The 13,176-nt window shown below is 62.1% G+C and carries 16 protein-coding genes; 7 read left to right on the top strand and 9 right to left on the bottom strand.

Annotated features, from left to right (window positions below; all coding sequences use genetic code 11):
• Positions 1-13: 13 nt before the first annotated feature.
• On the bottom strand, positions 14-601 hold the full coding sequence (locus tag OPC11_RS15100; protein WP_018128852.1) for a biotin transporter BioY: 588 nt from the start codon (positions 599-601) through the stop codon (positions 14-16).
• A 127-nt stretch (positions 602-728) separates the two neighbouring features.
• Here OPC11_RS15100 and OPC11_RS15095 point away from each other — a divergent pair, with 127 nt between their 5' ends.
• Complete coding sequence (locus OPC11_RS15095; protein WP_264782445.1) at positions 729-1,331, top strand: conditioned medium-induced protein 4; 603 nt, start codon at positions 729-731, stop codon at positions 1,329-1,331.
• A gap of 80 nt (positions 1,332-1,411) precedes the next feature.
• On the opposite strand, the gene OPC11_RS15090 is transcribed toward OPC11_RS15095, so the two are convergent.
• On the bottom strand, positions 1,412-2,803 hold the full coding sequence (locus OPC11_RS15090) for a hemolysin family protein (RefSeq protein ID WP_264782444.1): 1,392 nt from the start codon (positions 2,801-2,803) through the stop codon (positions 1,412-1,414).
• 117 nt (positions 2,804-2,920) lie between these two features.
• Here OPC11_RS15090 and OPC11_RS15085 point away from each other — a divergent pair, with 117 nt between their 5' ends.
• From OPC11_RS15085 to OPC11_RS15075, 3 genes are read left to right on the top strand one after another with little or no spacing between them, the layout of a single operon-like run.
• Positions 2,921-3,190, top strand: coding sequence for a glutathione S-transferase N-terminal domain-containing protein (locus OPC11_RS15085; protein WP_069449998.1), 270 nt, complete (start codon positions 2,921-2,923; stop codon positions 3,188-3,190).
• Positions 3,190-3,699, top strand: a complete 510-nt coding sequence (locus OPC11_RS15080; RefSeq protein WP_264782443.1) for a redoxin domain-containing protein — start codon at positions 3,190-3,192, stop codon at positions 3,697-3,699. The genes OPC11_RS15085 and OPC11_RS15080 overlap by 1 nt, the downstream gene beginning before the upstream one ends.
• 57 nt (positions 3,700-3,756) lie before the next feature.
• Positions 3,757-4,371 (top strand): L-threonylcarbamoyladenylate synthase, encoded by a 615-nt coding sequence (locus OPC11_RS15075; protein ID WP_264782442.1) that lies wholly within the window; start codon positions 3,757-3,759, stop codon positions 4,369-4,371.
• Here OPC11_RS15075 and OPC11_RS15070 read toward each other — a convergent pair.
• Positions 4,357-5,016, bottom strand: coding sequence for a hypothetical protein (locus OPC11_RS15070; protein WP_264782441.1), 660 nt, complete (start codon positions 5,014-5,016; stop codon positions 4,357-4,359). The genes OPC11_RS15075 and OPC11_RS15070 overlap by 15 nt on opposite strands.
• 86 nt (positions 5,017-5,102) lie before the next feature.
• On the opposite strand from OPC11_RS15070, the gene OPC11_RS15065 reads away from it, so the two are divergent.
• Together OPC11_RS15065 and OPC11_RS15060 are read left to right on the top strand one after the other, a co-directional pair.
• Positions 5,103-5,810, top strand: a complete 708-nt coding sequence (locus OPC11_RS15065; protein ID WP_264782440.1) for an Sjogren's syndrome/scleroderma autoantigen 1 family protein — start codon at positions 5,103-5,105, stop codon at positions 5,808-5,810.
• 25 nt (positions 5,811-5,835) lie between these two features.
• Positions 5,836-6,228 (top strand): universal stress protein, encoded by a 393-nt coding sequence (locus OPC11_RS15060; protein WP_069449994.1) that lies wholly within the window; start codon positions 5,836-5,838, stop codon positions 6,226-6,228.
• On the opposite strand, the gene OPC11_RS15055 is transcribed toward OPC11_RS15060, so the two are convergent.
• Positions 6,215-6,448, bottom strand: coding sequence for a hypothetical protein (locus tag OPC11_RS15055; RefSeq protein WP_264782439.1), 234 nt, complete (start codon positions 6,446-6,448; stop codon positions 6,215-6,217). The genes OPC11_RS15060 and OPC11_RS15055 overlap by 14 nt on opposite strands.
• A 190-nt stretch (positions 6,449-6,638) precedes the next feature.
• A complete protein-coding gene (locus OPC11_RS15050) occupies positions 6,639-9,059 on the bottom strand; it encodes a DEAD/DEAH box helicase (RefSeq protein ID WP_264782438.1) in 2,421 nt (806 codons plus the stop codon).
• A gap of 103 nt (positions 9,060-9,162) precedes the next feature.
• On the opposite strand from OPC11_RS15050, the gene OPC11_RS15045 reads away from it, so the two are divergent.
• Complete coding sequence (locus OPC11_RS15045) at positions 9,163-9,339, top strand: hypothetical protein (protein ID WP_264782437.1); 177 nt, start codon at positions 9,163-9,165, stop codon at positions 9,337-9,339.
• On the opposite strand, the gene OPC11_RS15040 is transcribed toward OPC11_RS15045, so the two are convergent.
• The 4 genes from OPC11_RS15040 to OPC11_RS15025 all read right to left on the bottom strand — a co-directional run bounded on the left by OPC11_RS15040 (position 9,340) and on the right by OPC11_RS15025 (position 13,172).
• On the bottom strand, positions 9,340-9,915 hold the full coding sequence (locus OPC11_RS15040; RefSeq protein ID WP_264782436.1) for a dolichol kinase: 576 nt from the start codon (positions 9,913-9,915) through the stop codon (positions 9,340-9,342).
• A gap of 2 nt (positions 9,916-9,917) precedes the next feature.
• Complete coding sequence (gene glyS / locus OPC11_RS15035) at positions 9,918-11,648, bottom strand: glycine--tRNA ligase (protein WP_264782435.1); 1,731 nt, start codon at positions 11,646-11,648, stop codon at positions 9,918-9,920.
• Complete coding sequence (locus OPC11_RS15030; protein ID WP_264782434.1) at positions 11,645-12,493, bottom strand: CBS domain-containing protein; 849 nt, start codon at positions 12,491-12,493, stop codon at positions 11,645-11,647. The genes glyS and OPC11_RS15030 overlap by 4 nt, the downstream gene beginning before the upstream one ends.
• A gap of 112 nt (positions 12,494-12,605) precedes the next feature.
• Positions 12,606-13,172: a hypothetical protein gene (locus tag OPC11_RS15025; RefSeq protein ID WP_007976170.1), complete on the bottom strand. Its 567-nt coding sequence runs from the start codon at positions 13,170-13,172 to the stop codon at positions 12,606-12,608.
• Positions 13,173-13,176: the final 4 nt, after the last annotated feature.

Raw genomic sequence — 13,176 nt, 5'->3', positions numbered from 1 at the left:
CAGTGTTCGAGTTTCATTCGGCCGTAACGCGGTCGCTCCGAACGATGCCGACCGCGGCGGCGATTTTGAACGCCTCGAATGGGATGAAAGCGACCGCCGAGAGCATGAACGCCTCGGTGAGTCCGTAGTTGCCGAAGTAGGAGAATCCGACGGTCCCGAAGGCGTAGATGATGACGGTACCGACGACCATTCCGCCGACGAGACGAACGAGACCCGCGCGCTTCGGGTCACGGAGCGTCAGTCCGTCGTGGACGATTGCGCCGATGGCGAACGCGGCGAAGGGATACGAGAGCAGGTAGCCGCTCGTCAATCGGCCGAAAATATCGACCAGTCCGGCGGATCCACCGGCGAAGACGGGCGCGCCGACCGCACCGGCGACGAGGTAGAGAACGAGCGACGCGGACCCCCAGAGCGGTCCGAGGAAGATTCCGGCGAGAAAGACGCCGAGCACTTGGAGCGTGACGGGGATGGCGGGAGCGAGCGGATTCGGAAACGAGACTTGCGCGAACGCGCCGACGATGGCGGCGAACAGCGCGGTTCGTGCGATGTTTCCGACGGTTTGCTCGCCAACCAGTTCGACGGAGCCGGTTTCAGTGGACATGGAACAGGGTCGCTCGTCAACCACCATGATGACTTCGGTTGACGGCCGGGCTTGTTTCAACCGTCGGAACGAAATTTCACCCACCGCCCAACAGGTTTTTATAGACTCCCGGCATGAGGTACGCGCTATGAATAAGAAGACCGAAGAACTCCGTGACATGTTCCTCGATATGACCGACGAGGAGACAGTCACGGAAAGACAGGAAGAGACGCACGGCTCGCTCGGAACGGAAGAAAGAGTCGAGGAGCAGTTGCTCGCCGTCGTGACGGAGATGCGCGAGCGATACGACTTCGATACCCCGCTCACCGACGAGGAGCTACGGACGGTCGTTCGGCGATTTTACGCCGGGGACGGCGACGACGGAATCGCCGACGAACTCGGGGACGAATCGCTCAAAGAAGACGTCGCCAGCGCCCGAATCGACCTCCATCTTTTTCGACCATCGGACACCGACGCACCGTTCGAAATCGAGACGCTTCGGACGCTCGTCCGGGACGGCGCGACGACCGCCGACTGCGCGGCGGAACTCGATACCGACGAATCGACCGTTCGGCGCTACCGTCGCGTTATCGAGGCGAAAGACGAGGCGCGAACAGTGAACCAACAGTATATCAACGAGTTCGAGAACATTCTACAAGACAGAGAGATATCCGATAGAATGACAAGTGACATCCAACAGGACGGGTTGGACGACGCGACGGACGGGATGGAAACGAACGTCTCGTTTTGACTATCCTGTTAGACTGTTGACTGTCGTTCGAGAGTCCGCGCGCCGATTTTTCGTACCGACCGAAAACAGAACAGCGACCTCTATTCCGCGCCGGATTCGACGCCTTCCTCTATCGTGTTCGGCTCGACTTCCTCGTCCAACCGCGTGATTCGAGCCTTCATGATGCGGGTATTTTCGACCTGTTCGACGTGGAGGCGGACGCCCTCGTAGTCGATGTCCTCGCCCTCCTCCACGAGCCTGCCCGCACGGTTGAAGATGAACCCGGCGATGGTTTCGAACTCCTCTCCCTCGGGGAGTTCGATCTCCATGGCTTCGTTCACTTCGTCGATGTTGACTTCGCCGCGAACGATAACGGTGTCCTCGTCGACGCGCTCTATCGGTTCCTCTTCCTCGCCGTCGAGGATTTCACCGACGATTTCCTCGACCATATCCTCCATCGTCACCAACCCTTCCGTCGTTCCGAACTCGTCGATGACGATGACCATCTGCATCCGGTTTTCGCGCATCTCGGTCAGCAGTTCGTCCACGTTCTTGCTCTCGGGGACGTGGAGCGTCGGCTGAATCAGGTTGCTCAGTTTCAGTCCGTCTGTCTTCGTCTCGCCGTAGTTCTTCTCGCGCACGAGGTCGCGCACCGTGACGATACCGATGACGTTGTCCAGACTTCCCTCGTAGACGGGGACGCGCTCGTGACCCGACTGAACGAGCGTCTCGATGGCCTCGTCGATGCTCGCGTCCTGCGGAACGGCGGTCATGTCGAGGCGCGGCGTCATGACCTCCTTGGCGATGGTATTGTTGAACCGGAAGATGCGCTGGAGCATCTCGCGTTCGTCCTCCTCGATGACGCCCTCGCGCTCGCCGGTCTGGATCATGTCCTGAATCTCGTCGCGCGTGACGTACGAGGTTTCGATGGCGGAGCGACCGCCCGTGACGCGGTTGACCGCCCGCGTCAGGTAGTCGAAGGTGACGACCAGCGGCAGGAGAAGATACTCGGAGTATTTGAGCGGCTTTGCGATTTTGAGTGCCCACGACTCCGTGTTCTCGACGGCGTAGGATTTCGGCGCGCTCTCGCCGAACAGCAAGACGAGCGAGGTGATGCCGAACGTCGAGATGAGGACGGTCGCGCCGGGGTTGTCGAAGTAGATGCCAACGAGCGCCGTCGTGAGCGAGGACATCGCGATGTTGACGATGTTGTTACCGACGAGAATCGTCACGAGCAGGCGGTGCGGGTCGCTCTTGAGCGAATCCACTGTCTTCGCGCCGTCGACGCCCTCGTCCACGAGCGCTTCCACGCGGTGTTTGGCGAGCGAGAACATCGCGATTTCGGAGGAGGAGAAGAACGCAGAGAGTACGAGAAGGAGGAGAACGGAGGCGATCCCACCCCAGAGAGTCAACTGTTCGGAGGGATTGATGCTGAACAGACTATTCAGCGGCGCAGTCTGTGAAAGTGCGATGAGTGTCGGGGAGAGTGTCATTCAATAACCCACCTTGAGCGTCAGCGGGATTAACTCTTTATTCTTGTGCTGTTCCAAATTTTGAGCGAAACTGCCGAGAACGAAGACCTTACGGACGTTTCGTCCCAATCGGTGACTATGAGCACCGAGACGACAGAACCGGACATCACGCTGTACCGATTGCAGGCGTGTCCGTTCTGTGAGCGCGTCGTCCGCAAACTGCAGGACCACGACATCACCTACCAGTCGCGATTCGTCGAACCGATGCACTCGGACCGCAACGTCGTCAAGCGCATCAGCGGCAAGCGGACCGTCCCGGCCATCGTCGACGAAAACACGGGCGTCACGATGAGCGAGAGCGCGAACATCGTCCAGTACATCGAGAACACCTACGGAGGGGACGAATAATGGTCGATTTCGAGGTCGTGGAACTGCCACCGTCGGACCATCCCGAGGTGGGCGAAACGGCACCGGACTTCACGCGTCCGCTCGTGGATGCCGAACTCTGGGAGGACGTCTCTCTGTCCGACATCACTGACGACGGACGGACGCTGCTCGTCTTTCACGGCATGGACGGCGCGTTCCCGGCGACCTACGTGTGGAACGAACTGCGCGACCGCGCGTGGGACGACGAGCACGACGTTCGAATCGTCGGCGTGTCGATTTCGACCCCGTACGAGCACAAGACGTTCATCGAGGAGCGCGGGATGGAGTACCGACTGTTCAGCGACCCGGCGAACGACGTCGGGAAATCGTACGGCATCGAGCACGAGTTGGACGGAATGGAAGGCATCAGCGAACCGCGACCGGCGATATTCCTGCTGGACGAAGACCGGACGGTCGAGTACGCGTGGGTCGCCACCGAGTGGCCCGACTTCCCGGACTACGACGAAGTGGAGCAGGCGCTAGAGGACTGAAGCGAGCAGTTGAGGACGACGCGACGCTTTTTTCGCGTGGAGCGACAACACCCGGGTATGGAAGACGCGAGCGATGGAAACGGCGTGAGCGAAGACGAACTCGAACGCGCGGCAACCGCGATGCGGGACGGTCACCTCGTCGTCTATCCGACCGAGACGGTGTACGGCCTCGGTGCCGACGCGCTCGACGCGACGGCGATAGAGCGGGTGTTCGACGCGAAGGGAAGAGCGCGCGATAAGCCGATATCGCTCGCGGTTCCCGACGTCGAAACCGCGCGGAACTACGTTCGGCCGACCGAGCGGGAACTGGGGTTCATGGAGGCGTTTCTCCCCGGGCCGGTCACCGTACTCTGTGAGAAACGCGATGTCGTTCCCGACGTACTCACCGGAGGACGGTCGCGCGTCGGCGTTCGAATTCCCGACCAACCGGTCGCGCTGTCCCTTCTCCGGTACGTTGCGCCCATAACCAGCACGAGCGCCAACGTGAGCGGCCGAGGGAGCGTGACGCGCATCGACGACCTCGACGACGAGATACGGGACGCCGCCGAATGCGTCATCGACGGCGGCGAAACCGGCGGAACCGGAAGCACCGTGGTGAACGTAGAGCAGGGTGAAATCCTCCGGCGCGGGGAGAACGCGGACGAAATCGAAGCGTGGCTAGCCGCCGAGTAGCGAGCGAAGCGTTCGGGTTTTCACGCCGCACTCGGCGCGGTACTCGCAGGCATCGCACTTCGACCGGTTGGTCAACCGCGGCGGCGGCCCGTCGAGCGCGCGAGCGGTTCGGAGGGCGCGTCGATACGTCGCCTTCCGTCGCGTCGAGAGGCGAAGTTTCCGAACGACGCCGCACGCCGGATACTCCACGAAGGCGTGTTCGATAGGTCGCTCGTGTTCCCACGAGAGCGCCTTCGCAGCGGCGACCGCACGGACGCTTTGCGGTTCCCAGACGCCGGTCTCTGGTGGAGTTCCGGTGAACACCATCGACGGAATCGGCGGGTCACGGACGAGGACTTTGTGGACGATGCCGCGACAGTCCTTCCCTTCGACCAGTCTGTCGCGTGTCGCGGGCGAGCGGAGGTGGTCCCACGCATCGAACTCGGTAGCGCGTTCGAGATTCGCGCGAAATCGGGCGGGTGGGACTTCCAGTGGACGGTCGGCGAGTTCCGAATCGGGGGCATCGAGGAGGCGGTCGTATTCGAACGCGAGTCGTCGCCGTTCGGTAACGAGATCCGGAATTTCGATGTCGTCCTGTCGCCGATAGTAGCCCTTCCGTGGGCAGTACGCCACGGTTTCGAGTTCGGTGAACGGTATCTTCGACACGGTGATTCTGGCCGCGATTTGGTATATAAATCTCGGGGCGAAAGACGAGGGAAAGGGGCAAGAGTCTGGACAGTCTCTGTCCGTTCATGAGCGATTTCGATAAGGAAGCGGAGCGGGAAAAGCTCCGCCAGCAGTACGAGAACGAAAAGGAGGAGCGAAAATCGACCCAACGGATGAGCGAACTGCTGTTGCAGGGCGCGACGATGACGGGGAAACACTGCGACACCTGCGGCGACCCGATTTTCCGAATGAACGGGACGGAGTTCTGCCCGACCTGCCAAGATGCCGGGAACGAAGCGTCGAAGGCAGAAGCCACGGAGGCGAAAACGGCGGAGAGGGACGGAACGGATGCGACCGCCGGAACAGAAACCGCCGAAGAAGCGAGCGAGATTGCGGTCGAATCGCCCGGACAGGGCGGGGAAGACGCACAGACGGAATCGCCGGGAACGGGTCAGTCGCGGGAACCGAACCGCGCACAGTCGCCGACGCCACCGCAAAGCGTTCCGCGTCAGTCTCAGCGTGCACCCCCGAGCCAGACGGGAGGGGAGAATCGAAGCGAACGGGCACGACAACCCGAGACGCGGGCGGCGGGAACGCGAGCGGCGGGAACGCGAACGGACGAGGATTCGGGAACGGGTGACCTTTCGGCGGCGCGGGAGGCGTTGGTGCGGAAGCTGACGGCCCTTGCACAGGAGGCGGAAGGCACGAACGATGTCGGCTATTCGCGGGAACTGCTGGCCGCGACGCGTGAGGCGGCGGAGGCGCTCGCCGCGCTCGACCGGGCGAATCGTTAAGCCGAAACCGGCCGACAGTCTCCCCATGGACGTACTGGTTCCTATCGACGGCTCCGACGGGAGTTTTCGCGCGCTCGCGTTCGCCGCGGAGTTCGCTCGGAAGTTCGACGCCACGCTCCACGTCGTGCACTTCTCCGACGAGGCGACATCCGCGACCGACGAGATACTCTCACGTGCTCGTGACGTCCTCGAGTCGGCGGACATCGAGTCGGAGCCGAAACTCTCGACCGATATGCGACTGGAGTTCCGACCGGCAGAGCGAGTCGGCGAGAACGTCCTCGAACTGGTGACGGAGAACGGTTACGAGCACGTCATCATGAGCCATCACGGGTCGGGAACCGTCGACCGGGCAATTCTCGGCAGCGCCGCCGAAAAGATAGTTCGCTCCGAGGCGGTGCCGGTGACTATCGTTCCGTAAGCAACTGGCGTTCGACGTCGGCGTCCAACTCCTCGGAGAGGTCGAACCAGTTTAACGTGTACCCGAGGTCCAAGTCGAAATCCGGCGGGGAGCCTCCGTCTGCTACGTCGTGCTGCGGGTCACCGTACAGTTCCTGTTCGCTGGTCGAAGGGGCCATCTCGTGCTGTGGCTTTCCGTACCACTGTTCGACTGTCCGCTCCTCATCGTCATCCTGCCCCATGAGGCGAGGTAACATAGTTTACTCTCATCCGGGTAAACGGCAGGGAGGGTTTAACGTGTCCCGACCGTTCACCCCGTTTATCCGCCGTCATCGTCACCGTATGAGCGTCGAAAGAGCGGATTTAGGCCGTGATGACCGACAGTGTGCCATTAGGTATCAAACACCACTCCTGTCCTGCGGTAAGCCAGCCTTACGGATCGTACTCGTTCGAAACGACCTCGCGGATTCTGTCGGCGGTTATCTCGCCGACCCCCTCGGTCTCCATAAGGTCGTCTTTCGAGGCGGTCATGACGGCTTGAACCGTCTCGAACTCGGAGAGCAACGCCCGAGCGGTCACCGGCCCGATGTCCGCGATAGAGGCCACGACGTACTCCTGTTGCTCCGCGAGCGTCTTCGCGTGCTTGTCACCGTGCACGGAGACCTCGCGCTGTGCGACCTCCTGTTCGCGGGTGGCGATGACTTCGAGCAGGTCCGTCGTGTCCGCCTCGTCCTCGGTTCGGAGGACGCTCGCACCGAAATCGACGGCGAGGGACGAAACCGCACCCCGAATCGCGTTCGGGTGGACGTTTCGCTCCTCGTAGAGTCCGTCGCCCTCGATGATGACGACCGGGCGGGCGTAGTGGCGGTTCATGTCCCCCACCTGCTCGAACATCGAGCGGTCGCTCCCGACGAGCGTATCGAGGAAGTCGCTCACCGACTTTCGCTCGACGGCAACTCGGTCGCTCAGAACGTAGTCGCCGACCGCGAGCGTTTCGAGGCGGACATCGACGCCTTCGCGCGCGGAGAGGTCGCGGGCGATGTTCGCGTCGAGTTCGCGCTGGTCGGCGACGATTTCGACGGCATCGGAGTTATCGCGTTTGCGCGCCGTCGCAACGACGCCATCCGGTTCCGACCCCCCGTCGCCCGCACCGTCCTCGGCATCGTCCGTGTCGCCCGCCGCCCCCGTCTCGAACTCCTGTAAGCCGTGGCCCACCTCGCTCGTCTTTCCGCCGCCGTCACCGTCGCCGCCGAACGACCCGAGCGTCTGTTGTGAATCGTCCAGTTCCTCCTCGACTTCCTTGGCGACGCCTTTGAGCTTTCGTAGCTCTTCTTCCATCTCGTCCTCCCGACGCTTCGAAATCCAGAAGTACGCCTCGTCGCGGGTATCCTCGGCGAGAAGGACGACGACTTGTCCCTGTGCCTGTCGGCCGGTCCGTCCTTTGCGCTGAATCGACCGCACCGCGGTCGGTACGGGTTCGTAGAAGAGTACCAAATCGACTTCCGGTACGTCCAGACCCTCCTCGGCAACGGAGGTGGAGACGAGCACCTCGAACTCGCCAGCCCGGAACTTGTCGAGGGCGTCCTGCTGTTCCTTCTGGGTCATCCCGTCGCTGCCGTCCTTGTCGCCCTGCCCGACGAACCGCCGGGCGGTCAACTGGTTTCCGAGTTCGTCGTTGAAGAAGTCCGTCAGCGTCTCCGCTGTGTCGCGTGATTCGGTGAAGACGATGATACGCTCCCCGTCGTTCAGTCCCAGCGTTTCGGCGACGTAGGTCCTGACCTTCTGAAACTTCGGATGCCGACCCTCGTACTGGACCGCCTTGCGCATCGCTTCCTGCACTTTCGGCTCGGAAACCATGCGCTGGCTCGCCTTCGACGCGCCCGACGAGCGGGCGGAGTTGCGCTGGCGTTCGAAATACCGACGGAGAGATTCGACGCTCTGGGTTTCCGCGAGTTCGACCGCCCGGCGGAGTTTCATCACCTCCGCGTGCGCGGACATGCCCTGGTACCCCTCCGACTGGTCGTTGTCGATGAGTTTCTGCAACTGACCCCGGACCTTGTTCAGGTCCTTCTGGGAGACGTCGGGGCGCGTCGTGTTGATGACGCCGAGGTCCTTCAGGCGCTCCAATCTGTCGGAGATGACCTCATTCAGAGCGTCCCGAATCTCGATGATTTCGTCGGGGAGTTGCACGCGAACCCACTCGACTTCGGTGTCGTGGGTGTACGTCGAGACGTCGCTGTCTTCCTCCGTCATCACTTCGACTTCGTGCAGTCCGAGGTTCTCACAGACCTCCAGAATCGACTCCTTGTCCCCGCCCGGCGATGCGCTCATTCCAGTAACGAGCGGGTCGTTCGCGTCCGCGTGGTAGCGCTCCGCGATGTAGTTGTACGCGTAGTCGCCGGTCGCGCGGTGACACTCGTCGAAGGTGACGTGCGTCACCGGTCCGAGGTCGATGCGCCCGCCCACGATGTCGTTTTCCACGACTTGCGGCGTGGCGATGATGACTTTCGACGATTTCCAAAGCTCCGAGCGTTCGTCGGGGCGGACCTCGCCGGTGAAGACCACGATGTCCTCGTCCGGAATCGAGAGGGCTTCCCGATAGAAGTCGGCGTGCTGGTTCACCAGCGGTTTCGTCGGCGCGAGGAGGAGCGATTTCCCGCCCACGTCGTCGAATCGTTCGGCCGTCACGAGCAGGCTGACCGTCGTCTTCCCCAGTCCGGTCGGGAGGCAGACGAGCGTGTGGTCGTTCCGCGCGGTCCCGGCCAGTTGAATCTGATAGAGTCGCCGCTCGATGAACGAGGGCGAGAGATAGGGGTGTTCCACGTAGTTCGTTGCAGCGTCCGTGGTCGCCATTCGTCGTGAGTTTGGTCGTCATTCGGTTAAAGGATTCGTGTGGCGGAGTGAAAGTGGTCGGCGAAGATTTATAAGACAAAACGGGACCAAACCCGCCAATCGAATGGTAAAGCACCTCCGCTACGTCGTTCGGATGCTGTTCCTCTGTCTGAGAGCAGTCGTTCGACGGAAGTGTTCGACAGTTCGTCGTCTCCAAACCGGTCAGAGTATCGAACTCGCCAAGGGAGAGAATGGTCAGGTGCAGCGCGATGACGACCTCCCGAAGTACGGCTACGGATGATCAAACGAGCATCGGCAGATACCGCAACCCGACGAAGATAGCCACGGCGGCACCGATGGGAATCGTGAGATTGTCGTCGATGACGTAGCCCGCGATGACGGGTTTCACGCCGTCGGCGAGCGTCGCAGCGACGGCACCGAACACGGCGGCGGGAAGCGGGAGGCCGAAGGCGGATGCGATGAGAAGACAGACCGCGAAAGTCACCAGCAAAGTGTGGGCCGCCTTGATGCCGAGTTCGCCCGACCCGATGAGGCCGCTGATGGGGTCGGCGATGGTCAGCATGAGCATCGCGGGAACGGCGATTCGCGGTTCGAACACCCACGCCGTCGCGGTCATGCCGAAGAAGTAGAGGGCGTAACCCGCGAGGTTGTCCTGTTCGTAACTCCGCGTGAGTTCGTCGTATATCTTCCAGTCGAGGCCGACGAACAGACGGATGATTTCGAGTGCGAGCGCGACCGCGGAACCGAGGAGAAGAAGCCAGCGCAACTGCTCCCACGTCAGCAAGCCCAGTAGGTACAGCGCCGGAAATCCGGTTCCGCTGACGTGTACCAGCCTGCGCTTGACTTCACCCGCCACGGTTAGAGTTCGGAGAAGGCGCGCTCGCCGCTCCGAAGGTCGGCGATGAGGTTCGGGAGGTCGTCGACGGCGACGCGAACTTGTTCGGTTGAGTCTCGCTCGCGGAGCGTCACCGTGTCGTCTTCGAGACCCTCGTAATCGACGGTGACGCAGAACGGCGTGCCGACTTCATCCTGTCGCCGGTATCGACGGCCGATGTTCCCGGAGTCGTCGTAGACCACATCGAGGCCGTGGCTTCGGAGTTCGGCCGCGATGTCTCTGGCCGTCTCGCCCATGCCGTCCTTGTCCATGAGCGGGAAGACGCCGACCGTCGTCGGCGCGATTTCGGGGTCGAGCGACAGCCGGGTTCGCGTTTCGCCCTCGATTTCGTCCGTGTCGTAGGCGTGGTCGAGGACGGTATAAAGAACGCGGCCGATACCGATGGACGGTTCGACGACGTGCGGAACGATGTGTTCGCCCGACTCCTTGACTTCCTCGACGCTGAAACCGGTCTTCTCGACCGGAATCGCGTAGGTGTCGCCGTCGGCTTCCACGGTCACCTCGTCGCCGTCGAAGGCGGTGCGGTCGCGCTCCGCGAGCGTCTGGAGCGCCTCGGCGATGTCGGCGGCCGCGCCGCCGAACTCCGGACCGAGATAGCTCATGTCGGGGTCGACCGTCGCCCGTTCGACCACCTTCGGTTCGTCGTACTGCCGGAAGATGGTGAAATCCTCGTCGGAGTACTTGTCGTGCTTCGAGAGGTCGTAGTCGCTCCGGTAGGCGTAGCCGGTAATCTCTATCCAGTCGCCGTCGATTTCGGCTTCGGCGTCCCAACAGTCGCTCGCGTAGTGGGCGCGCTCGCCCGCGAGGTGCTGTCGGAAGCGGAAACGGTCCATGTCCACGCCGATTCGTTCGTACCACTCCTGACCGACGCCGAGGTAGTAGGCAACCCAGTCGCTGGCGATGATGCCCTCCTCGACCGCCTCACCGATGGTCGTTCGGAGGTAGTCGCCGTCATCGTCGTTCTGTTCGACGGCGGAGTACAGCGTCACTTCGACGTCCTCGACGCGGTGAAGCGGCGGCTCGTCGGTTTCGGGGTCGATGAAGTGTTCGAGTTCCGCCTGCGTGAACTCGCGGACGCGGATGATGGATTTCCGCGGGCTGATCTCGTTCCGGTAGGCCGTGCCGATTTGGGTGATACCGAACGGGAGTTGATTGCGGGCGTACTCCTTGAGTCGCGGGAACTCGACGAAGATGCCCTGTGCCGTCTCGGGGCGGAGATAGCCAGGGTGGCCGGAGCCGGGACCGATGTCCGTCTCGAACATGAGGTTGAAATCCTCGACCGGCTCGCCCGCCAGCGGCGTCTCACAGCTCGGACAGTGGAGGTCGTACTCGGCGATGAGGTCGCCGACTTCCGAAAGCGGCATGGCTTCCGCATCCTCGATGTCCGTGTTGTCCTCGATGAGATGGTCTGCGCGGTGGCTCTCGCCGCATTCGGGGCATTCGACCAGCATGTCGTCGAAAGTGTCGAGGTGGCCCGACGCCTCGAAGACGGGTTCCGGCATCACCGTCGGTGCTTCTATCTCCCGGTGGCCCTCCCGTACCTGAAAGCGGTCGCGCCACGAGTCCTCGATGTTTCGCTTCAGCGCCGCACCTTGCGGGCCGTAGACGTAGAAGCCGGACACACCGCCGTATGCTTCCGACGATTGGAAGAAGAAACCACGACGCTTGGCGAGTTCGACCAACTCGCCGGTCATTTAAGCGCCTCCAACAGGTTCACGTCGCGCACGATGCCGACGAGGAGGTCGCCGCTGACGAGGGGAACCTGTTCGATGTCGTTCGTCAGCATCATCTGTGCGACCTCGCGCGCGGTCTTGTGTTTCGAAACCGTCACCACGTCGTCGGTCATGTACTCGCTGACCGGGGCGGACGGAATCTGGACGTTTCGCGTCGGGATGTAACTGTTGCCGACCGATTTGATTCCCTCCCACATCCACGCGTCGTCCTCGTTTGCGATACTGCCGCCGGTGTCGTCCTCGCCCTCGACCACGTGGGCGACGTCGATGATATCGACTTCGGTGAGGATGCCGCTCATCTCGCCGTCCTCGCCGAGTGTGACAGCGTACGGGACGTTCGCGTAGTAGATTTCGCGTTCGGCGACGCTCAGCGGCGTGTCGACGTAGCAGGTGTTGACGTCCGGACTCGCCAGTTCGCCGACGTCCGTGTCGCCATCGGCTTCGCCTTCGGCTATCGCTCGAACGACGTCCGTGACGGTGACGATTCCTTCGAGTTCGCCGTCGACGACGGGGACGCGGCGGGTTCGTTCGTCCAACATCAATTTGGCGACGTCTTCGACGGACGCGTCCTGCGTCGTCGTCGCGACGTCGCGCATGAGCATCGCAAGTTGGTCTTCGTCGGGGTTCTCGATGAGGTCATCGCGCGAGATGAGACCGCGGTACTGCTCGCCGTCGTCAGTCTGCTTGACGACCGGAACGGAGGAAAACGAGCGTTCCTGCAAGTATTCGAGCACATCGTCGCGCGTGCCCGGAAGCTCGACAGTAACCACGTCTGACCGGGGTGTCATCGCTTCGGCAACGTTCATATCCGCCGGATACGGCTTCACCCTTCTTGTACCCTACGAAGCGCGGGGGGACGAGAAGCGGATGCGCGGATGCAAAATCGAGGTGAGACAGAGGGACACCGACGAACGGTGACTATTCGTCGTCGGTTCCGACGTTCGCTTCCACAACGTAGTCTTCGTACTTTTCCGGCTCCGGGAAGAATTTCGTGTAGTCGTCGTGCCGGAACGACCCGTGAACCGTCCCGTCCAGCGTCTGGACGTGACTGAACATCTCGTCTTCTTCCATCGCCGTTTTGACGAGCGGCGGCGCGTGCATCATCTCGTAGGAGCCCGCGATGAGAATCGCGGTTTCGGTGTCGGGGTCGAGGAACTGCGTGAGCTGGAACACGCGGGAGCCGACTTCCTTGCGGAAAACTTGATATTTCGGGAACGTCCCCGCTTCGACCGCTTCACTGAAGTCCTCGGCGTAGTTGTCCGGGATGACGTAAACGAAACCGAACCGGTCGGTGTCGCCCGCATCCGGGTTTTCCGGTGCGGTGTGGCTGGCGGGGACGGTAACGACGTCCCACCCCTCCGATTCGAGGTCGTCCGCCATCGCGTTCATGTCTTCGAGCGTCATCCCCCACGCATCCTTCTCGGCATCGGCGTTCGCCGCGATTCGCTCGGCGTAGTTGCCTTCCTCGTCGCCGGTTTCTGGCATACAG

It is taken from the genome of Haladaptatus sp. T7, assembly GCF_026008575.1.
Taxonomy (GTDB): domain Archaea; phylum Halobacteriota; class Halobacteria; order Halobacteriales; family Haladaptataceae; genus Haladaptatus; species Haladaptatus paucihalophilus.
Note: the sequence above shows the minus strand (reverse complement) of the source record. Positions and strands in the feature narration are given on the sequence as shown.

What these genes read in the sequence shown, in the direction of transcription:
- OPC11_RS15100 (WP_018128852.1), bottom strand. Translation starts at nt 601, where the DNA reads ATGTCCACTGAAACCGGCTCCGTCGAACTGGTTGGCGAGCAAACCGTC.
- OPC11_RS15095 (WP_264782445.1), top strand. Translation starts at nt 729, where the DNA reads ATGAATAAGAAGACCGAAGAACTCCGTGACATGTTCCTCGATATGACC.
- OPC11_RS15090 (WP_264782444.1), bottom strand. Translation starts at nt 2,803, where the DNA reads ATGACACTCTCCCCGACACTCATCGCACTTTCACAGACTGCGCCGCTG.
- OPC11_RS15085 (WP_069449998.1), top strand. Translation starts at nt 2,921, where the DNA reads ATGAGCACCGAGACGACAGAACCGGACATCACGCTGTACCGATTGCAG.
- OPC11_RS15080 (WP_264782443.1), top strand. Translation starts at nt 3,190, where the DNA reads ATGGTCGATTTCGAGGTCGTGGAACTGCCACCGTCGGACCATCCCGAG.
- OPC11_RS15075 (WP_264782442.1), top strand. Translation starts at nt 3,757, where the DNA reads ATGGAAGACGCGAGCGATGGAAACGGCGTGAGCGAAGACGAACTCGAA.
- OPC11_RS15065 (WP_264782440.1), top strand. Translation starts at nt 5,103, where the DNA reads ATGAGCGATTTCGATAAGGAAGCGGAGCGGGAAAAGCTCCGCCAGCAG.
- OPC11_RS15060 (WP_069449994.1), top strand. Translation starts at nt 5,836, where the DNA reads ATGGACGTACTGGTTCCTATCGACGGCTCCGACGGGAGTTTTCGCGCG.
- OPC11_RS15055 (WP_264782439.1), bottom strand. Translation starts at nt 6,448, where the DNA reads ATGGGGCAGGATGACGATGAGGAGCGGACAGTCGAACAGTGGTACGGA.
- OPC11_RS15050 (WP_264782438.1), bottom strand. Translation starts at nt 9,059, where the DNA reads ATGGCGACCACGGACGCTGCAACGAACTACGTGGAACACCCCTATCTC.
- OPC11_RS15045 (WP_264782437.1), top strand. Translation starts at nt 9,163, where the DNA reads ATGGTAAAGCACCTCCGCTACGTCGTTCGGATGCTGTTCCTCTGTCTG.
- glyS (WP_264782435.1), bottom strand. Translation starts at nt 11,648, where the DNA reads ATGACCGGCGAGTTGGTCGAACTCGCCAAGCGTCGTGGTTTCTTCTTC.
- OPC11_RS15030 (WP_264782434.1), bottom strand. Translation starts at nt 12,493, where the DNA reads ATGAACGTTGCCGAAGCGATGACACCCCGGTCAGACGTGGTTACTGTC.
- OPC11_RS15025 (WP_007976170.1), bottom strand. Translation starts at nt 13,172, where the DNA reads ATGCCAGAAACCGGCGACGAGGAAGGCAACTACGCCGAGCGAATCGCG.